This window comes from Enterococcus innesii (genome assembly GCF_022846515.1).
Lineage (GTDB): Bacteria > Bacillota > Bacilli > Lactobacillales > Enterococcaceae > Enterococcus_D > Enterococcus_D innesii.
Map to the genome: position 1 here is coordinate 969159 of NZ_AP025635.1, position 22346 is coordinate 991504.

Annotated in this window: 9 protein-coding genes; 2 read left to right on the plus strand and 7 right to left on the minus strand. The window is 40.2% G+C overall.

Going from position 1 to position 22346, the window contains the following annotated elements; genetic code table 11:
- Positions 1–9: 9 nt before the first annotated feature.
- On the minus strand, positions 10–1227 hold the full coding sequence (locus ENLAB_RS04485; protein ID WP_140966004.1) for an accessory Sec system protein translocase subunit SecY2: 1218 nt from the start codon (positions 1225–1227) through the stop codon (positions 10–12).
- A 129-nt stretch (positions 1228–1356) separates the two neighbouring features.
- On the opposite strand from ENLAB_RS04485, the gene ENLAB_RS04490 reads away from it, so the two are divergent.
- Positions 1357–1941 (plus strand): hypothetical protein, encoded by a 585-nt coding sequence (locus tag ENLAB_RS04490; protein WP_233619061.1) that lies wholly within the window; start codon positions 1357–1359, stop codon positions 1939–1941.
- 41 nt (positions 1942–1982) lie between these two features.
- Complete coding sequence (gene secA2 / locus ENLAB_RS04495; protein ID WP_244352814.1) at positions 1983–4352, plus strand: accessory Sec system translocase SecA2; 2370 nt, start codon at positions 1983–1985, stop codon at positions 4350–4352.
- A 135-nt stretch (positions 4353–4487) separates the two neighbouring features.
- Here secA2 and ENLAB_RS04500 read toward each other — a convergent pair whose 3' ends face one another.
- The 6 genes from ENLAB_RS04500 to gap all read right to left on the minus strand — a co-directional run bounded on the left by ENLAB_RS04500 (position 4488) and on the right by gap (position 22339).
- Positions 4488–16313 (minus strand): KxYKxGKxW signal peptide domain-containing protein, encoded by an 11826-nt coding sequence (locus tag ENLAB_RS04500; protein WP_244352815.1) that lies wholly within the window; start codon positions 16311–16313, stop codon positions 4488–4490.
- Between the two features lie 160 nt (positions 16314–16473).
- Complete coding sequence (glf, locus tag ENLAB_RS04505; protein WP_140966001.1) at positions 16474–17586, minus strand: UDP-galactopyranose mutase; 1113 nt, start codon at positions 17584–17586, stop codon at positions 16474–16476.
- 228 nt (positions 17587–17814) lie between these two features.
- A complete protein-coding gene (gene eno / locus ENLAB_RS04510) occupies positions 17815–19116 on the minus strand; it encodes a surface-displayed alpha-enolase (protein ID WP_005234360.1) in 1302 nt (433 codons plus the stop codon).
- A gap of 112 nt (positions 19117–19228) precedes the next feature.
- Positions 19229–19984, minus strand: a complete 756-nt coding sequence (gene tpiA, locus ENLAB_RS04515; RefSeq protein ID WP_008380860.1) for a triose-phosphate isomerase — start codon at positions 19982–19984, stop codon at positions 19229–19231.
- 63 nt (positions 19985–20047) lie between these two features.
- Complete coding sequence (locus ENLAB_RS04520; protein ID WP_005234355.1) at positions 20048–21238, minus strand: phosphoglycerate kinase; 1191 nt, start codon at positions 21236–21238, stop codon at positions 20048–20050.
- 99 nt (positions 21239–21337) lie between these two features.
- Positions 21338–22339: a type I glyceraldehyde-3-phosphate dehydrogenase gene (gap, locus tag ENLAB_RS04525; RefSeq protein ID WP_008380858.1), complete on the minus strand. Its 1002-nt coding sequence runs from the start codon at positions 22337–22339 to the stop codon at positions 21338–21340.
- Positions 22340–22346 lie beyond the last annotated feature (7 nt).

Consider the following 22346-nt stretch of genomic DNA (forward strand, 5'->3'; position numbering starts at 1 on the left):
TAACATCCTCTAAAAAATCCGGTAAGTATGTCTGGAAAAGAGGAACCGTATTTCATTTGTGATAGTTTCTAAAATAATGATCAACATAAAAATGCTTCCGAAATAAAAAGCTAAGTTGGAAATAATTTGATTTTGCAATCCAATCAATAAAGGAATCATTGAAATGATCACAAGGTAACTGTTGCCAAGCAATGCAACGGTCGACAAGCGTTTCCATATATATTGCTCTGTCTGTTTACCAGGAGCAACATTTAAGATATAATCTCCTGTCTCTTTTAGATTTTTCGCTATATCGTATGGTCGAACATTTATAAAACTAAATCCGTAACCTAAAACATAGAGAATCAGACCATAAGTGAAAACACCCCGCACATTATTGAATGAAAAGTAAGTCGTAATAAAATTCGAAAAGCCTGTGTCCCCCCACTTTTCGTTCAATAGTAAAAGCTGCGGCATTGAAAAGACGGTTACTGCAAACATAAAAGGCATTGCCCCGGCAGGTAAAAGTCGAATAGGAATATACGAATTGTTAAAGCGACTGTCGATACCTGTCCGCTCAATATTGATACGGTACTCTGCACTGTAAAGAAACAGTGTGAGATAAATAAAAACCAAGGTCAACATAACTAACCCGATAAGAAAGTTTTGACTCAAATGAACAGATTCTGTTTGTCCTGAAATTAACATAGCTGGGATATTCATCAGTAAACCTGGAACAATAAACAGACTTTGACCTCCGATTCCTTTATCAATGTTGATATCAGCTAGCCATGCAACGAACAATCCCCCGGCAGACAATACAAGAACTGCTCCTAAAAACAACAGGACAATAGAACCTCCAATAGCTTTTTGATCAATCATTGAGGAACGAAATTTTAAGACTAGTGCGCAACTTTGAAGGATAGCAAATAAAAGAGTCAAACAGCGTTGAATATAACCAATTCGTTTGGTGGAAAGATTTCCGATACTTTCTGTATCAATCATGCTGATCGTCGTCCAGATGATCAGAGCGGTCATATACGGGCCCATTCCTAAAGAAAAAAGCGTCGGAACAGTGAAATTCCCACCGGTTGATGTCGCTAAAAACTTCAAAATCAAACTAGTTGATTCTTCTGGTATCTGTTCTGAAACAAAAAATGGAACCTGGATATGCTTTCCTATCTCAACGATGAACAAAAGAAAAAAGCTCGCTACTATTCTTTGAATGAGTTCTTTTTGATTCTTCATTTTCATCTCCAATTTTCTTACTTTTTTTTAATCTACAATGTTTAATAAAATAATATCAGTTTTAAATTTGCCTTTTGTACTTGTTTTTTGTTGAAATGAAAAAAAAAAAGGAAAAGGTGATGTTGGTCATTGTGGTATTATCGATTTAAATTCAAATTAGAAAGTAGCTATTCATTTTTTGATGATCATCTGAAAAACACGTGGATTGAAAAAACGGAAGAATTTCTTAAAAACATCTCCCATAAAGAAGGATTTTATATGAAGAAGCTAATTGAAGTCATAATACCTCTTGTTTTGCTGGTAGGAGGTATCTTTTTTTTGAAAGAAAACTTAACAAGCAACGAAACACCGACTACAGAATCTAGAGCCCCTGACGCTGAAACAACTCCTAAGTTAGAATTGAAAGCTGTCGTTTTGCGAACTGAAGACTCTCTGGAAGCAGGTGATCAAGAATCTATCTATCAAGGTGAATTTCCCTACTATAATATGGATACCACCAAAACCTATACATTTTCGCTTCACTTCGTAACAAGTTCTGGTGAAGCGCTGCTTGATCAAAATAAGGAACCACTTATTGCATCAAGAGAGATGAAACTAGTTACTCAGAAGGGAAAAATCGTCTTTTTTTTAGAAGCCAATGATTTGATGAGGGAATATCTTTTGGAACTAGACGACGTCATGATTCGTGCTAAATTAGAAAGCATTGCTGATTAAGGCATAAGCAATATAAGTTTTTGAAAGGAGGATCAATAAAAATGAAAGATAAAAAGTTTCGCAAGTATATTCGGTTATCGAGAAAAGTTCAAAGTCTCGCGGAAAACTATCGACATTTGTCAGATCAAGAATTGCAAATGCAAACCATTCATTTTCGACAACAACTCGAACAGGGCAAAAAACTAGAGAGTTTACTCCCGCAAGCCTATGCTGTAGTTGTCGAAGCAGACCGTCGTGTCCTAGGAATGGAGCCTTATTTTGTTCAAATTCTTGGTGCAATTGCTCTTTTTTACGGTAATGTTGCTGAAATGAAAACTGGAGAAGGAAAAACATTGACCGCAACCATGCCGATGTATTTACATGGCCTGGGAGGCAAAGGCAATTTTTTGATTACTTCTAATACGTATTTAGCTTTGCGAGATATTGAAGAAACAGGAAAAGTCTATCGTTTTCTAGGACTATCCGTAGCTGTAGGTGTTCCTGAACATGAAGATGAAGGAGAAGAAATCGATAAAGAGGTGGTCTATGCAGCAGACATTGTCTATACTACGCATAGCGCACTGGGCTTTGACTATTTGTTTGACAACTTGGCTGTTTCTCCAGACGAACAATACGTCACCCACTTCAATTATGTACTGATAGATGAAATCGATGCAATATTACTTGATATGGCGCAAACACCATTGATCATTTCAGGAGCACCCAAAGTTCAGTCGAACTTTTTTACGTTATCTGATTGGTTTGTGAAAAGCTTGATTGAAGGTAAAGACTTTATGAGAAGTGAAAACAAACGTCATGCTTGGTTTACAGAAGCAGGCATTCAAAAAGCTGAAGACTACTTAGGCGTTGAAACTATTCTTTCAGAAAAATGGAAAAATCTTTATCGTCATTTAGTCATTGCCTTACGGGCCAATTATCTCTTACACTTAAACAAAGATTATGTTGTGGAAGACAATGAGATTCTTTTACTTGATGAAGCAAATGGACGGAAATTGATTGGAACAAAACTACAAGCTGGCCTCCATCAAGCAATCGAAGCGAAAGAAGGTGTAGAAATCACCACAGAGAGCCGATCCATGGGCTCCATCACCTACCAAAATCTATTCCGAAAATTTAAAATTTTATCTGGAATGACTGGTACTGCCAAAACAGACGCCGACGAATTTCGAGAAACGTATGATATTGACGTAATCGAAATTCCGACAAATAAACCCATTCGCCGAAAAGATCATCAGGATCTGGTCTATGTGACCAATCAGTCGAAAATCATGGCTTCTTTAGAAGCAGTAAGAAATGCTTTGACGCAAGAACGCCCCGTATTGATTGAGACAGGATCAGTCTCAATGTCGACGTTATACTCCCTGATTCTCTTAAAGCATCGAATCCCTCATAATCTTTTAAACGCTACAACAGCGACCAAGGAATCCTGGATCATCTCAGAAGCTGGTAAAAAAGGTGCCGTAACTGTGGCTACTTCAATGGCTGGGCGTGGTACAGATATTAAACTTGAACAAGATGCGAGGGAAAATGGTGGCCTATTAGTAGTAGGAACTGAGCGGATGACCAGTGACCGAATTGACAATCAGCTTCGTGGACGCTCTGGACGTCAAGGAGATCCGGGTGACAGCATTTTTTATGTATCTATGGAAGACAAAATCGTGGTTGAAAGTGCACCCAAATGGGCCGCCGACGAACGAAAATTATTAACTGAACAAGAAGAATTATCCAATGATCTCACTCCTTTAAAAAAGAAAAAATACAATAAACTAATCAATCAGTCTCAAAGCAATCGCAAAAATCAAGAAATTGCCGGACGTCAAACAACGCTTGAATTTGACTCAATCATTACCATTCAAAGAGACAAAATGTACAGCATGAGAAACAGAATTATGACAGGCACTCCGGTTGAATTAGAAAATATCATTAATCAATGCATAGAAGAAGCAATCAATCAGCTCATCACTAAAAAAGAGAACCTAAATAAACAAACGATTCTTGATTTTATCTTTAATAATTTGGACTATAATTTTGATGTTTTTGAAATCGAGAAACTAGATAAATTTAATAAGCGAACGGTCAAAAAATTTTTATTGGATCTGATTTCAGAGCGTTTGACTCACATTCATCAATTTATGCCAGATAGTTTCCAACAGCTGTTTTTCAAGCGAATCATTCTTTTAAAAGCCTTAGATACTCTTTGGATCGAACAATCAGACAACCTGCAACAATTGAAAACAGTCATCAATGGGCGAAACTGGGGACAACATCGTCCCATCTATGAATTTCAAGTAGAAGCACATCGTTCTTTTACTGAAATGCGTGAAGCCATTTATCTAGAAGCAGTCAGAAATTTATTATTATCCGAGTTGGTAAAAACAGAAGATGGTTCATTCGATGTTGAATTTCCATAACCAACCATAGCCAATAAAAAAGCATCACAGTTAGTTTGTCTAACTGTGATGCTTTTTTATTTAATAGAAGTACTTTTATCATTTTAGAAGAGCTAGGAAATTTATCCTAGCTCTTCACAAACCAAAACTAACGGGTTACTCTGTTTCACGCTTTGCTTCATCTTTTTTCTTTTTCATTAAAGCAATAGCAGCTAACAGCGTGGCAATTCCAGCAAGAGACATTTGAATACCACTTGCATCAGATTCGCCAGTCTTAGGAAGAGTAGAACCAGATGCACTGGTCGTACGACCCCCTACTCCAGTGTTGCCAATTGGCGTTACTGTATTTCCATTCACTCCGTTGTTCTGATTAGAACTTGATGGTGTTGAAGTAGAGCCGCTGATAGACTCACTTGCCGAAAGTGAATGATCTTGGCTAGTTGATTGTGATTGCAGCTCTGATAGACTCTCAGACAAGCTATTGCTGTGATATTCACTGACGATATCAGAGTTGATATCACTTGTACTTGTACTTAGCGAAGCAGATTCACTCACGCTGGTACTATCGCTTATTGATTCACTAGCGCTCATGGAAACTGAATCTCGATCAGAGGCACTAAAGCTTTCACTCTGACTAGCCGAGTTGCTAGCACTCAGACTATCGCTTGCTGACCCAGAATCACTTGATTCGGCGCTAAGTGATACTGAATCACGTTCACTATCACTGATGCTGGTGCTTTCGCTAGCTGATTCACTCACACTTAGGCTTTCGCTTGTTGAAGTCGAATCACTTACACTTGCACTTTCAGACATTGAATCACGTTCACTATCGCTGATGCTGGTGCTTTCGCTAGCTGATTCACTCACACTTAGGCTTTCGCTCGTTGAAGTCGAATCACTTACACTTGCACTTTCAGACATTGAACCACGTTCACTGTCACTAATGCTGGTACTTTCGCTAACAGATTCACTCACACTTAGGCTTTCGCTCGTTGAAGTCGAATCACTTAAACTTGCACTATCAGACATTGAACCACGTTCACTGTCACTAATGCTGGTACTTTCGCTAACAGATTCACTCACACTTGTACTGTCACTTGTTGAAGTCGAATCACTTACACTTGCACTTTCAGACATTGAACCACGTTCACTGTCACTAATACTGGTACTTTCACTAGCTGATTCGCTCATACTTGTACTGTCACTTTGACTGATTGATGTGCTTTCACTTGCAAAAATCGACTCACTTGTACTGAAGCTGCGGCTTTCTTCCGTAGAAATACTTGCACTTTCAGACTCAGAATCGCGAATGCTAGAACTGTTGCTTGTGCTTTCAGAAGCGGAGGCTTGATCGCTCGTACTCATAGATTGACTCAAACTTGTACTGTCACTTGAACTAACCGATTCGGAATCTCGGACACTTTCACTTGTACTAATGCTTTCGCTAATGGAGGTTGATTCGCTAGGTGTAACTTCCGTACTATTCCGCTCGCTTTCGCTAGTACTGATGCTGACGCTAACTGATTCACTGGTGCTAGAGCTTTGTGAATCACTTGTCGAAGCACTCACACTTTGAGATTCAATCACTTCTTGTTTTTCGCTAAGCGATGTGCTGATTGATGCCGATTCGCTTAGACTTGTACTAGTAGATTGTGAAATGCTGGTGCTCTCACTAGCACTTGCTGAGACAGAATCATTTGTACTTGTACTGTCACTGGTTGAAAGGCTAGAACTGTTCGATCTTGAATATAGATCGCTTAAGCTATCACTTGCACTATCGCTATTGCTGAGTGATGTGCTTGCACTATCACTCATACTGAAACTACGTGATTCGCTGGCACTTTCAGATCTAGATAGTAAATCACTTAGACTCGCGCTTAAACTTAAGCTGTTACTTACGCTCGTGCTGCCGCTATAGCTTAGGCTATCACTTCTAGATTCACTTGCACTCTCTGATCTAGAAAGTAAATCACTTACACTCGTACTAGAACTTAAGCTGTCACTGGTTGATGTGCTCATGCTATTGCTTACACTATCACTCCGTGATTCGCTCGCACTGCTAGATTGAGAGTTCATTTCGCTTAAACTTAAGCTAGAGCTGTTGCTGCCACTCAACGAAGTACTTGTGCTTTGGCTCAAGCTATTGCTCCGTGATTCACTGGCACTGGTTGAACGAGATAGTAATTCGCTCAAGCTAGTACTGCTACTTTCACTCGTACTAATTGATGTGCTGCTGCTATAGCTTAGGCTATCACTCCGTGACTCGCTGGCACTGACTGATTGAGATAATTGTTCACTTAGACTTGTACTTGAACTCAAACTCGTGCTCGCTGAAGTACTTTGACTGAAACTATTACTTAGGCTATTACTTAAACTAATACCTTCGGAAAGTGAGTCACTTGTCAATTGGCTCAAGCTATTACTCAAACTGTAGCTGTTGCTCGCACTAGTTGACGATGAATCACTTAATGAACTGCTAGTACTTGTGCTCAGACTTAGACTCGCAGAAGTACTACTACTGTAGCTTTGACTTTCACTTGCTAGTGATCTGCTTTCTGAAAGACTATCGCTATTGCTCAAGCTAGCACTGATTGACGATGAGTCGCTCATTGATGTACTGATACTCAAGCTTTCACTCATACTTTCAGAAGCACTATTACTAATACTTGTACTATCGCTAGTACTTGTACTTATGCTTGCTGAGGTGCTGCTACTGTAGCTAGTACTGTCACTAGTACTTAGACTAATACTTGCTGAGGTACTGCTGCTAAAACTTTCACTCATACTTGATCGTGAATCACTAATTGACGTACTCAAACTATTCGATTCACTGTTACTGATGCTTGTGCTAATTGAAGCAGAGTCACTAACCGAAGTACTGACACTAGTACTCATGCTCAAGCTGGCTGAAGTACTGCTGCTATAGCTTTGACTTTCACTAGTCCGTGAATCGCTCACAGACGTACTAATGCTTGTTGATTCACTATTACTTGTACTTGTGCTACCGCTGTAGCTTGCAGAGTCGCTTGCACTTTGTGACATTAAACCACTAGTACTCAATGATGATGAATCACTTAGTGAAGTACTAATACTTGCTGACTCACTGTTACTAATACTTGTACTTACTGATAATGAGTCACTCAATGACGTACTCGTACTTGTTGACTCACTGTTGCTTACACTTGTGCTGCCACTAAAGCTTGTAGAATCGCTCGCACTTAATGACAACGAAGTACTTGTGCTTAGAGATAACGAGTCATTGATCGACGTACTCAAGCTTGTTGATTCACTGTTACTGATGCTTGTACTTACAGACATTGAATCGCTAATTGAGGCACTTGTACTTGTCGAATCACTATCACTCACACTGGTACTTAACGATGATGAATCACTGATCGATGCGCTCAGGCTTGCTGATTCGCTGTTACTGATACTTGTACTTACAGACATTGAATCACTGATCGACGTGCTTGTACTTGTCGAGTCACTGTTGCTTACACTTGTACTTAACGATGATGAATCACTGATTGATGTGCTTGTACTTGCTGATTCACTGTTACTGATGCTTGTACTTAGCGATGATGAATCACTTAATGACGTACTTACACTTGTGGACTCGCTACTGCTAACACTTGTGCTTCCGCTAAAGCTTGCTGAATCACTCGCACTTAAGGATGCCGAAATGCTTGTACTTACAGACAACGAATCGCTGATCGACGTACTTGCACTTGTCGAGTCACTGTTGCTTACACTTGTACTTAGCGATGATGAATCACTTAATGACGTACTTACACTTGTGGACTCGTTACTGCTAACACTTGTGCTTCCGCTAAAGCTTGCTGAATCACTCGCACTTAGAGATGCCGAAATACTTGTACTCAATGATGATGAATCACTGATTGATGTGCTTGTACTTGCTGATTCACTGTTACTAATGCTTGTACTTACAGACAATGAATCGCTGATCGACGTGCTTGTACTTGTGGAATCACTGTTGCTTACACTTGTGCTGCCACTAAAGCTTGCTGATTCACTCGCACTTAGGGATGCTGAAATACTTGTACTCAATGATAGTGAATCACTGATCGACGTACTTGTACTTGTCGACTCACTGTTGCTTACACTTGTGCTGCCACTAAAGCTTGCTGATTCACTCGCACTTAGGGATGTTGAAATGCTTGCACTTTGTGATGATGAGTCACTGATCGATGTGCTCAAACTTGTCGACTCACTAATGCTTGTAGAGGTTGATTCACTACTTGACGTACTTGTACTTGTCGACTCACTGTTGCTAACACTTGTGCTACCACTAAAGCTTGCTGAATCACTCGCACTTAGAGATGTCGAAACACTTGTACTCAATGATGATGAATCGCTGATCGACGTGCTTGTACTTGTCGAGTCACTGTTGCTTACACTTGTACTACCACTAAAGCTTGTAGAATCACTCGCACTTAAGGATGCCGAAATACTTGTACTCAATGATGATGAATCACTGATTGATGTGCTTGTACTTGCTGATTCACTGTTACTGATGCTTGTACTTACAGACAATGAATCGCTAATGGATGTGCTAGTACTTGTTGACTCACTAACGCTTGTAGATGTTGATTCGCTCACTGACGTACTTGCGCTTGTGGACTCACTGTTGCTTACACTTGTGCTTCCGCTAAAGCTTGCTGAATCACTCGCACTTAGAGATGTCGAAACACTTGTACTCAATGATAATGAATCACTGATTGATGTGCTCAAGCTTGTCGACTCACTAACGCTTGTAGATGTTGATTCGCTCACTGACGTACTTGCGCTTGTGGACTCACTGTTGCTCACGCTTGTGCTACCACTAAAGCTTGCTGATTCACTCGCACTTAGAGATGTCGAAACACTTGTACTCAATGATAATGAATCACTGATTGATGTGCTCAAGCTTGTTGACTCACTAACGCTTGTATATGTTGATTCGCTCACTGACGTACTTGCGCTTGTGGACTCACTGTTGCTTACACTTGTGCTTCCGCTAAAGCTTGCTGATTCACTCGCACTTAGGGATGTCGAAATGCTTGTGCTCAATGATGATGAATCACTGACTGATGTGCTCAGGCTTGCTGATTCACTGTTACTAATACTTGTACTTACTGATAATGAATCGCTGATCGACGTGCTCGTACTTGTGGAATCACTGTTGCTTACACTTGTGCTACCACTAAAGCTTGCAGAATCACTCGTACTTAGAGATGTCGAAATGCTTGTGCTCAATGATGATGAATCACTGACTGATGTGCTTGTACTTGCTGATTCACTGTTACTGATGCTTGTACTTACTGATAATGAATCGCTAATTGACGTGCTCGTACTTGTGGAATCACTGTTGCTTACACTTGTGCTACCGCTAAAGCTTGCTGATTCACTCGCACTTAATGATGCCGAAATACTTGTACTCAATGACGATGAATCACTGATTGATGTGCTCAAGCTTGTTGACTCACTAACGCTTGTAGATGTTGATTCGCTCACTGACGTACTTGCGCTTGTGGACTCACTGTTGCTTATGCTTGTGCTACCACTAAAGCTTGCTGATTCACTCGCACTTAATGATGCCGAAATACTTGTACTCAATGATGATGAATCACTGATCGACGTGCTCGTACTTGTGGAATCACTGTTGCTTACACTTGTGCTTCCGCTAAAGCTTGCTGATTCACTCGCACTTAATGATGCCGAAATACTTGTACTCAATGATGATGAATCACTGATTGATGTGCTTGTACTTGTCGACTCACTGTTGCTTACACTTGTGCTTCCGCTAAAGCTTGCTGATTCACTCGCACTTAATGATGCCGAAATACTTGTACTCAATGATGATGAATCACTGATTGATGTGCTCAAACTTGTCGACTCACTAATGCTTGTAGAGGTTGATTCACTACTTGACGTACTTGTACTTGTCGACTCACTGTTGCTTACACTTGTGCTACCACTAAAGCTTGCAGAATCACTCGCACTTAGAGATGTCGAAATACTTGTACTCAATGATGATGAATCACTGACTGATGTGCTCAGGCTTGCTGATTCACTGTTACTGATGCTTGTACTTACAGACAATGAATCGCTAATGGATGTGCTAGTACTTGTTGACTCACTGATACTTGTAGATGTTGATTCGCTCACTGACGTACTTTCGCTTGTGGAATCGCTGTTACTTACGCTCGTACTGCCGCTGAAGCTTGCAGAATCACTCGCACTTAGAGATGTCGAAATACTTGTACTCAATGATGCAGAATCGCTGATCGACGTACTTGCACTTGTTGACTCACTAATACTTACTGAAAGTGAATTACTTGCAGATATACTTTCGCTTGTAGAATCGCTATTACTTACACTCGTACTGCCGCTATAACTTGCAGAATCACTCGCACTTAGAGATGTCGAAATGCTTGTGCTCAATGATGATGAATCACTGATCGAGGTGCTCAGGCTTGTTGATTCACTATTACTGATGCTTGTACTTACCGATAATGAATCGCTAATGGATGTGCTAGTACTTGTTGACTCACTGATACTTGAAGATGTTGATTCGCTCACTGACGTACTTGCACTTGTGGAGTCACTGTTACTTACACTTGTACTGCCACTGTAACTTGCAGAGTCACTTACACTTAGGGATGTCGAAATGCTTGTACTCAATGATGATGAATCACTGATTGATGTGCTTACGCTTGTGGATTCACTAACGCTTGTAGATGTTGATTCGCTCACTGACGTACTTACACTTGTGGACTCGCTACTGCTAACACTTGTACTTCCACTAAAGCTTGCAGAGTCACTTGCACTTAATGATGTCGAAATGCTGGCACTCAATGAAGAGGAATCACTGATTGACGTACTTGCACTTGTTGACTCACTAATACTTACTGAAAGTGAATTACTTGCAGATATGCTTTCGCTTGTCGAATCGCTATTACTTACGCTCGTACTGCCGCTATAACTTGCAGAGTCACTTGCACTTAATGATGTCGAAATGCTGGCACTCAATGAGGAAGAATCGCTGATTGACGTACTTGCACTTGTTGACTCACTATTACTTACTGAAAGTGAATTACTTGCAGATATGCTTTCGCTTGTCGAATCGCTATTACTTACGCTCGTACTGCCGCTATAACTTACAGAATCACTTGCACTTAATGATGTCGAAATGCTGGCACTCAATGAGGAAGAATCGCTGATTGACGTACTTGCACTTGTTGACTCACTAATACTTACTGAAAGTGAATTACTTGCAGATATGCTTTCGCTTGTCGAATCGCTATTACTTACGCTCGTACTGCTGCTATAACTTGCAGAGTCACTTGCACTTAATGATGTCGAAATGCTGGCACTCAATGAAGAGGAATCACTAAGTGAGGTACTCAAGCTCATTGACTCACTGTTACTTAACGATAATGAATCGCTAACTGATGTGCTGGTACTTATCGACTCACTAACACTTGTAGATGTTGATTCGCTCACTGACGTACTTGCGCTTGTGGAATCGCTGTTGCTCACACTTGTGCTGCCACTGAAGCTTGCTGATTCGCTAGTAGACTCACTATTGCTCAATGACATCGACGTACTAATTGAATTTGAGATCGAGTCTGATTCCGATAAACTTTCTGATAAACTCATGCTGGCACTCAATGAATCAGAAATAGATTCGCTGAAACTAATGCTCTCACTAAGCGAAGAAGAATCAGATTCACTAATTGCGACAGACAATGATTCTGATGCTGAAATACTTTCTGATACTGAATCACTCTCTGACAATGATAGTGAAGTGGATTCACTGAGTGATTGCGAGAGTGAAACTGATACTGACTCAGATAAAGATAAGCTTTCAGAATCACTTGTACTGTTGCTCAATGATCCAGAAACAGAGGCACTAAAGCTAGAACTATCACTTTCTGAATCTGACTCAGAAACACTAGCTGATATGGATAACGATTCTGATGCAGAAAGGCTTTCTGACATTGAATCACTATCCGACAGTGAAATAGATGTTGAAATACTTTCAGATAGGGATTCTGATAAAGATTCTGAATCACTAATCGAAATTGAAAGAGACATTGATTCACTTTCTGAGATAGAGGTCGATGACGAACCACTCTCTGAGTCCGACACTGAAATAGATTCACTTATTGAAAGAGACGCTGATTCTGAGTCACTCAATGAAATCGAAACCGATTCTGAATCACTTAAAGAAGATGAAGTAGAGACTGATGTTGATAATGATTCAGATGTCGAATCATTCATATCAGATTCACTTTCTGAAATCGACGATGACAATGAATCACTCTCTGATTCTGATACTGAAACAGATTCACTCGTTGATGTAGACATAGATTCTGAATCACTGACAGAGATCGATTCTGATAAAGAGTCACTTTCTGAAATCGATTGAGAAAGAGAAACACTTTCTGATTCTGAAGTAGAAGTAATAATGGATTCAGATAATGATTCACTTCCCGAAACAGACTCTGAGGTAGACAATGATACTGGATCTTGCTCATAATTGACCGTGAACATCTGAGGTGAAGAATCCATTTGAGATGCTCCATTGCTAGTAGTGTCAAAAGTTTGATTGGCAGCCAAAGCTTCCGCTAATGTATTGTAGACTACTCCATCTGGTCCAGTAACCGTATAAATATATCCATTTCTCTCTAAATCTGCATCTGTTACACCAAGAGTGATACTTTCGTTTGAAACGCCAGAAGTACCATATTTTCCAACAGTGACTGTTCCCGGGATTTGCTCAAATGCTTCCCCTGTAGCCGGATCTGAGGCCGGTTGGTTATTCCCAACGACACCGACTTCTTGATAAGACGGATAGAGAGTGATCGTAATAAACTGTTGATCACTATCTGTCGTACTACCATTATTACTAGTATTATCAAAAACAAATGTCCCTGTTTGATCTGCATAATAGCCGGTTTGAGTGAGGTAATCCGCAATTAAATCCGTATAACTTATTTCTTGTCCGGTCGTCCCATTGATGGCAACTGTGCCAGTTTGGTTCTGTAATGGACGACCATCTGAATTAACAAATGTTACGTTGACTGTTTGTGTATCTGCTACAACATAAATAGTGGTTAGACTCGCACCTGTTCCTACTGTTGTAGATCCAGGCTGGACGTTGCCATTTAATACTGCACCTGTTGCATAATAGTAACCAGGAGGTAAATTCGTCGAAGTATAGTAACTATTGGTCCAATCGATAACATTTCCATAGTTTGCAGGAATTCTATCTGTTCCTGAAGCTTCGGTACCAGCATTCATGTACTCAGAAGAAATCACTTGACCTGTCTTAACGTCAACATATTGGTACTGAACCGAATTATTGGCAACACCGTATACATAAATATTATAGGTATAATTGGTGTTTTCCATCGGAACGATCGCAACTGTCGCTTGTCCATAACTATCCCCATTATCAGCATCAGTCGTACTATCTCCACCACTTTGGCCATCATTTTTCGCAGAACTAGCGACTTGGGTACCAATCGCCCACATGTAATTATCAGGCATTAACTCATTTGCATACTCCAACGTTTGCAAATCAAGATACTCACCAATGTAATTAACGTCTGGATCAATTGGCATATCAACAGTTTTGATAATATTGCCATACTGATCAACATAGTTTACAGTTACAGTTCCTGGTGCAATAGCAACAGTCGCTAATTCACGGGTAGAGGTATCTACAATATTAGATGTAGTAACATTTCCAGCCGTATCTTTAATGGTGGTTGTCGTACCTGAAATAGTCATTTCTACGAATTTTAAATTACGGTTTCCTTCTGGAGCATCGGTTTGGCTACTGCTGCCTTGCCATGTACTAATCTGAGAATTATTCATGACGAATGTTCCTGAACCTGTAATCAATCGGCCGGCTGAAACAGCTCCTGAAGAAGTTAGACGTGCTAAGTGCAATGCTCGCGGTGAAATAAAGCGAACGGTTGCGCCTGAGTCAACGTTTACAACAGTATTAGCATTCCATTGTTGCAAATCAAGTACTGTTCCAGCGTTAAATGTAACAACTGCTCTGTTCGTAACATTTAGCGAATTGGAACCTACTGTGCGGGTAGCGGTCATTTGCAGGTTTTGTCCAAAAGTTGCAGTTCGGTCATTTGATTGACTTCCTGAATAACGAGAAAAATCAAGGAGCATTTGGAAGCCGTCTTGTTTCCAGGTTACGTCATCTCCAACAGTGATTGAGTTAAATCCATAATAGACAAGGGGATAGTTGTTACTATTATAGGTACTAAGTTCGTTACCAATAATTGTCGCACCATCACCTACTTTAAAGGTATGGTTGAATCCTGTATCACTCGCATTGTTCCCTCGGATCGCCATATAGTAAAACATGGAATAACCAGTGGTACCAGCTGTTCGGTTCAACTCTACATGGGACCCATTAGCGATAGCTACTTCCCCAATTTGCATCAATTCTTGTTTTACATTGGCAACAATTTTGCCAGATAAAGTCACTTGACTATCCTCAGCATCCAGTAGTCGTCGTGGTTGATAAGCAGTATCTGTTCCGCTAACACCATCTCGTCCTTCGAGAGTGACATTATCGATATTGAAGTACCAGTATCCATAACCACCTGTTGCCGACCTTGAATCAATCACTGCGTCCGCTGTACCTGTCCCACTGTCTCCTGAGTTGGTGCCTGACTGCCAATGAATCAAGTTAATATTTGTGATCGTAAAAATAGAACCGCGAACCGTAGAACTTGCCCCTACATTAAACGCTGCTCCTGCCATATTGACTGTAAAACCATTCCCGTCAATAATCACACTCGTTTCGCGCCAACCTAAATCACGAGTAGCCACATTGGTAGCTGCTGTAATATTGGCGGTGACCTCGATATAGGTAATCGAAGAATTTCCATACGCTGCTTTTAAGGTAGCCCAGTCATTAACTGCCGCATACGTGCCATTAGCAATAGCGGTTTGTTTGTATAAATCTTTATTCTTCACTTGATCAGGCACATCAACTGTTACTCCAGAAGGTGAATTGGTTTTATTTCCATCATTGATTGCCTGTTCAAATTCTTCTCGACCCATATCCGGATCTGCAGAAACGTTGATTTTAATGATCTGCCCTGATTGAGTGGTGATTGCAAAACTTGCAATCAAGTTATTGGCACTAGCATATTGCTGCGCTGCCCGTATCAAAGATGTACTTGGTGAATTGCCATCTTTGACTACTATTTCTAATGAATTCGTTGTAGTGTCAACCGAAGCTTGTACTTTCTTAGGCACTAATTGATCAAAGAGCTCTTGTGCTTTTTGTGATTCTACTTTATTTTTTTCGGTGACTGTTTGTTTTGGTGGGTTCTTTTGACTTACTGACGTTGAATGAGAAACACTTGTAGATCGTGACATTGATAAACTGGTCGATTCTGATGCACTTGACGACAACGAACCACTTTCTGAAATCGAAGTACTTTCTGAGATACTCAAACTTTCTGATTCGGACACACTCTCCTCCTCAGAAAGACTCATTGATTCAGAAACACTTTGGGATTCTTCAATACTGGTAACATTGTTTTCAATTTCTGAATCACTCACACTCTGTGATTCTGTTAAACTAGTTGACTCTGTCGCACTTTGTGACTGCGTATTACTTTCGGATTCAGAAAAACTTTCCGATGGCTGCGTACTTTCAGAGAGTGAAGTAGCTTCACTTTCTTGTGTCGATGAAGCCGGTATTTTGGTAGTCGTTTTATTTGCCAAGACATTCTCGGCATTTGCTTCTTTACTTGCATCTAATGGCGGTGTGATTTCTGAAGCATGCGCCACGATTGGCGTGATACTCAATCCAGCAATGCCAGTAAAAGAAGTGATCGTTGCATACACCCAATGTTTTCCGCTTTTATACATCTTGTAGCGTTCACTTTTATTGGATCGTAACAACTTTCGATAATTATTCTTTTTACTCATTACGTTTATTTTTCTCCCCTTTCGTAAAAATATTTTTACAAGCTTCCCCAAGTCCTATTTCTTTATGAGATAGGACAACTAATTATTTCATAGCTAGTAAAAAAGTTACGTTTTGTCCCAGAATCGGGACAAAAAAAAGCAACCTCTCCAATAAAAGAAGTTACTCTGCTGGAAATTCATATTGAACAAGCTTCAAAGCAGCTGCGATCGTATCGTCCATATCATAATAGCGATAGTTGGCTAGGCGCCCACCAAATAAACATTTTTTTTGCTGTTGCGCCAATTTCTCATACTTGCGATACAGTGCATTATTGCTTTGATCGTTGATTGGGTAGTAAGGAATATCTCCTTTCTTCCACTCTTTCGGGTATTCTTTAGTGATAACTGTTTTTTTTGTCACCACTGGACAAAAATGTTTATGCTCAATGATTCGCGTATAGGGCGTTTGACTGTCTGTAAAGTTCATGACTGCTGTTCCTTGGTAATTATCCGTATCATAGACTTTAGTTTCAAAATGTAATGACCGATAGGCCAACTCACCATAACAATAATCGAAATATTGGTCAATCATTCCAGTATAAACAATGTTCTTAGAAGAGGCTTCATGACGTGTGCGATCTGCAAAAAAATCAGTCTCTAAAGAAATATCAATCAGTGGATGAGTAAGCATTTTTTGAATCATTTGTGTATAGCCCAATTTGGGTATTCCTTGAAAAATATCCGTAAAATAATTGTTATTAAAGGTATACCGAATTGGCAGCCTTTTGATAATAAAAGAAGGAAGAAGATCACATTCTCGTCCCCACTGTTTTTCAGTGTAGCCTTTGATCAGTTTGTGATAGATGTCTGTCCCGACTAACGAAAGAGCTTGTTCTTCTAAATTTCGTGGTCTTTTTATTCCTGTCTTTTCAATTTGGGTCGATATTTTGATTCGAGCTTCAGCAGGATTTTTGGTTCCCCACAGTTGGTAAAATGTGTTCATATTAAAAGGAAGATTATATAACTCACCTTGATAGTTTGCAATTGGTGCATGAATATAGGGATAGAATTCAGTAAACTGATTGATATAATCCCAAATTTTTTTACTCGATGTATGAAAAATGTGCGCACCATATTTATGTACGTCGATTCCTGCTTGTTTTTCTGTATAGCAATTGCCGCCAATATGTGTCCGTTTTTCTAACATTTTCACTGTATGTCCCCGTTTCGCTGCTTCATGAGCAAAAACTGACCCAAAAAGACCTGTACCAACGATCAAATAATCATAAGCCATTTTTTTCTCCTAACCTTTTTTCTTTTATTTTAGAATTTTGATAAGCCAGAACTATAATTTCTTTTTTCTGAAAAAGAAAATAAAGAAGAAATGAGTACTTTCAGTTATCTTAGATGAACGGTCATTGTCTTCAATGAATGAATCGAGACAACAAAAAAGCTCTGAAATCGCAGCGGCTGACTGTTAAATCAACCGCTACTCTTTCAGAGCAAAGCAATAATCGAGAGATTATTTATTTTTTAAGTTGTAGAAAGCTTGCAAGCCTTTGTATTCAGCAACTTCACCAAGTTGGTCTTCGATACGTAGTAATTGGTTGTATTTTGCAATACGGTCAGTACGTGAAAGAGAACCAGTTTTGATTTGGCCAGCGTTTGTTGCAACTGCGATATCAGAGATTGTTGAATCTTCTGTTTCACCTGAACGGTGAGAAACTACTGCAGTGTAACCAGCTTCTTTCGCCATTTCGATTGCATTGAAAGTTTCAGTCAATGTACCGATTTGGTTAACTTTGATAAGGATTGAGTTACCGATACCGTTTTTGATCCCTTTTTCAAGGATTTCAGTATTTGTAACGAACAAGTCATCCCCTACTAATTGAACTTTGTCGCCTAAGCGTTCAGTTAATAGTTTCCAACCATCCCAGTCATTTTCATCCATACCGTCTTCGATAGTGATGATTGGGTATTTGTTAACTAATTCTTCTAAGTAGTCAACTTGTTCAGCAGCAGTACGTTTTACGCCGTTTTCGCCTTCAAATTTAGAGTAGTCGTAAACACCGTTTTCGTAGAATTCTGATGATGCACAGTCAAATCCTAGGTATACATCTTTACCTGGTTCTAAACCAGCAGCTTTGATTGCTTCTAAGATTGTTTCAACACCGTCTTCAGTTCCTTCAAAACGAGGAGCGAAACCACCTTCGTCACCTACTGAAGTTTCTAAACCACGTTTAGACAAGATTGATTTCAAAGCGTGGAATACTTCAGTACCCCAACGTAAGCCTTCTTTGAATGTAGGTGCGCCTACAGGCAAGATCATGAATTCTTGGAAAGCGATTGGTGCGTCAGAGTGAGAACCACCGTTGATGATGTTCATCATAGGAGTTGGCAATACTTTTGTATTGAATCCGCCTAAGTAGTGGTATAAAGGTACTTCTAGGTAATCAGCAGCTGCACGAGCAACAGCGATAGAAACACCAAGAATCGCGTTTGCGCCTAATTTGCCTTTGTTAGGAGTTCCGTCTAAAGCGATCATTGCCTTATCGATAGCCATTTGGTCACGGACATCGTAGCCGATGATAGCTTCTGCAATGATGTTATTTACATTGTCAACTGCTTTCGTTACACCTTTACCGCCATAACGAGCTTTGTCGCCATCACGTAATTCAACTGCTTCGTGTTCACCTGTTGAAGCTCCTGAAGGAACCATTCCGCGGCCGAAAGCACCTGATTCTGTGTAGACTTCTACTTCGATAGTTGGGTTACCACGTGAGTCTAAGACTTCGCGTGCGTAAACATCAGTAATAATTGACATGTTTTGTCTCTCCTTTGAGTTTGTTTTATCTTAAGGGGAATACCCCTTGCGAACAACTTAATTGTAGTGAAAAAATCACGATTCTGCAAATGTTATTTTCATGAAAATGAAATTATTTTACAGCATCTAATAATGCTAGGAATGAATCAGCTTGCAAGCTTGCGCCGCCAACTAACGCTCCGTCAACATTTTCTTTTGCCATGTATTCAGCAATGTTTTCAGGTTTTACAGAACCGCCGTATTGGATACGCACGCTATCTGAAACTTCTTTGCCGTATAATTTTTCAACGGTTTTGCGGACAACGCCACAAATTTCGTCTGCGATGTTTGCATCCGCTGATTTACCAGTACCGATCGCCCAGATTGGTTCGTAAGCAATCACAAGATTACTTACTTGACCGTCTGTTAAACCGTCTAAGCCAGCAGTGATTTGTCCTTCGATCCACTCAGCTGTTTTGCCAGCTTCATAGGTTTCTAAAGATTCACCACAGCATAGGATTGGAATCATGCCGTTTGCAAAGATTGCTTTGGCTTTTTTGTTGATGTCTTCATCTGTCTCATGGAAGTATTCACGACGTTCTGAGTGGCCGATGATGACATAGTCAACACCTAGATCTGCTAAAGCTGCTGGTGAAGTTTCGCCAGTAAAGGCACCTTCATTTTCCCAGTAGCTGTTTTGAGCAGCAATTTTTAATTCTGTTCCTTCAGCAGCATTCACTAATGTTTCTAAGAATAAAGCTGGCGAACCGATCACAGAGTCAACTGTCTCGTTGCTAGGAATTTTTGTTTTGACTGCTTCAGCAAATTCTTTTGCTTCTTTCGCAGTTTTGTTCATTTTCCAGTTTCCGGCAATAATTGGTTTGCGCATGTTCTGGCACTCCTTTTCGTTATCAAGCGTGCAAAGAAAGTTCTTTGCACGGCTTGTCATTGATTATTTATCGTTGATCGCAGCTAGGCCAGGAAGTGTTTTTCCTTCTAGCAATTCAAGGCTGGCACCGCCACCTGTTGAGATGTGGGTAAATTTGTCAGCAAACCCTAATTGTTCTGCTGCAGCTGCAGAATCACCGCCACCGATGATCGTTGTTGCATCTTCAAGGTTGGCAATTGCTTCACAAACACCAATCGTACCGTTTGCGAAGTTTGACATTTCAAACACACCCATAGGTCCGTTCCAAACGACTGTTTTTGCGCCTTTTAATGTTTCAGCAAACAAAGCGATGGTTTCAGGTCCGATATCTAAGCCCATTTGTCCTTCAGGAACATCACCAGTATGTTCTTCTGTTGGGACATCATTTGAAAATTCAGCAGCAGTGATTGAATCAACTGGTAATACTAATTTATCGCCAGCTTTTTCGATCAATTCTTTTGCTAATTCTACTTTATCTGCTTCCACAAGAGAATTACCGATTTCCATGCCTTTTGCTTTGTAGAACGTATACGTCATTCCGCCGCCGATCAAGATTTTGTCTGCTTTAGGAATCAAGTTTTCGATTACGCCGATTTTGTCAGATACTTTTGCTCCACCAAGAATCGCGATCATTGGACGTTTTGGTTCTTCGACTGCTTCCCCGATGAATTTGATTTCTTTTTCCATTAAGAAACCAGCAACTGTTGGGATACCTGTTGAAGCGATCCCTACGTTTGAAGCGTGTGCGCGATGTGCAGTACCAAAAGCATCATTTACAAAAACATCGCCTAAAGAAGCCCAGTATTTGCCTAGTTCAGGATCGTTTTTGCTTTCTTTTTTGCCATCGATGTCTTCGAAACGAGTGTTCTCAAAAACAACGACATCGCCATCTTGCATGTTGTTGATCGCTGCTTCTAATTTTTCGCCGCGGGTTTCATCAACGAAAGTTACTTCTTTGCCTAATAATTCGCCAAGACGTTTCGCAACTGGCGCTAAAGATTTTCCAGCTTTATCTGCTTCTTCTTTCACACGACCTAAGTGTGAGAAAAGAATTGCTTTTCCGCCGTTTTCGATCACATAATTGATTGTTGGTAATGCTGCTTTGATCCGTGTATCGTCTCCGATCACTCCATCTTTCAATGGAACGTTGAAGTCCACACGTACAAGAACTTTTTTATCTTTTAAATCGATATCTTGAACTGTCATTTTAGCCATGAACAGATTCCTCCTAGCATAATTGTTAAAAAAAGCGGAGAAGCGCGATGCTTCCCCGCTTTCTCTTGCGATGGTTTAAATTAAAGTCGTTCGCAACTCTTATAGGTTAGCGAAGTATTCTAAAGTACGTACTAATTGTGCAGTGTATGACATTTCATTGTCGTACCAAGCAACAGTTTTAACTAATTGTTTGTCGCCAACAGTCATAACTTTTGTTTGAGTTGCATCAAATAATGAACCGTAAGTCATACCAACGATATCAGAAGAAACGATTTCGTCTGTGTTGTAACCGTAAGATTCGTTTGAAGCTTCTTTCATTGCTGCATTGATTTCATCAACAGTTACTTCTTTGTCAAGAACAGTAACTAATTCAGTTAATGAACCAGTTGCAACAGGAACACGTTGAGCAGCACCATCTAATTTGCCGTTCAATTCTGGGATTACTAAGCCGATCGCTTTAGCAGCACCAGTTGAGTTAGGCACGATGTTTGCAGCAGCAGCACGGGCACGGCGGAAGTCACCTTTAGGGTGTGGTCCGTCTAGAGTCATTTGGTCACCTGTGTAAGCGTGGATTGTAGTCATTAATCCTTCAATCACACCAAATTTGTCGTTCAATGTTTTCGCCATAGGAGCTAAACAGTTTGTTGTACATGAAGCGCCAGAGATAACTGTTTCTTCACCTGTTAAAGTTTCATGGTTTGTGTTGTAAACGATTGTTGGAACATCGTTTCCACCAGGAGCTGAGATAACTACACGTTTTGCACCAGCTGTTAAATGTTTTTCAGCAGCTGCTTTAGAAGTGAAGAATCCAGTACATTCTAACACGATTTCAACACCTAGTTCGCCCCAAGGCAATTCTTCAGGGTTGCGGTTAGCTAAAACTTTGATTTCGTTTCCGTTCACATTGAATGAACCTTCGTGAACTTCCACTGTACCGTTGAAACGTCCTTGTGTTGTATCATATTTTAACAAGTGAGCTAACATTTTAGCGTCTGTTAAATCATTGATAGCCACAACTTCGATTCCTTCTACTTCTTGGATACGACGAAATGCTAAGCGTCCGATACGTCCAAATCCATTAATACCTACTTTAACTGTCATTTAAGAT

Coding starts and splice junctions, on each gene's coding strand:
- secA2 (WP_244352814.1), top strand. CDS start 1,983: ATGAAAGATAAAAAGTTTCGCAAGTATATTCGGTTATCGAGAAAAGTT.
- ENLAB_RS04485 (WP_140966004.1), bottom strand. CDS start 1,227: ATGAAGAATCAAAAAGAACTCATTCAAAGAATAGTAGCGAGCTTTTTT.
- tpiA (WP_008380860.1), bottom strand. CDS start 19,984: ATGCGCAAACCAATTATTGCCGGAAACTGGAAAATGAACAAAACTGCG.
- eno (WP_005234360.1), bottom strand. CDS start 19,116: ATGTCAATTATTACTGATGTTTACGCACGCGAAGTCTTAGACTCACGT.
- gap (WP_008380858.1), bottom strand. CDS start 22,339: ATGACAGTTAAAGTAGGTATTAATGGATTTGGACGTATCGGACGCTTA.
- glf (WP_140966001.1), bottom strand. CDS start 17,586: ATGGCTTATGATTATTTGATCGTTGGTACAGGTCTTTTTGGGTCAGTT.
- ENLAB_RS04500 (WP_244352815.1), bottom strand. CDS start 16,313: ATGAGTAAAAAGAATAATTATCGAAAGTTGTTACGATCCAATAAAAGT.
- ENLAB_RS04520 (WP_005234355.1), bottom strand. CDS start 21,238: ATGGCTAAAATGACAGTTCAAGATATCGATTTAAAAGATAAAAAAGTT.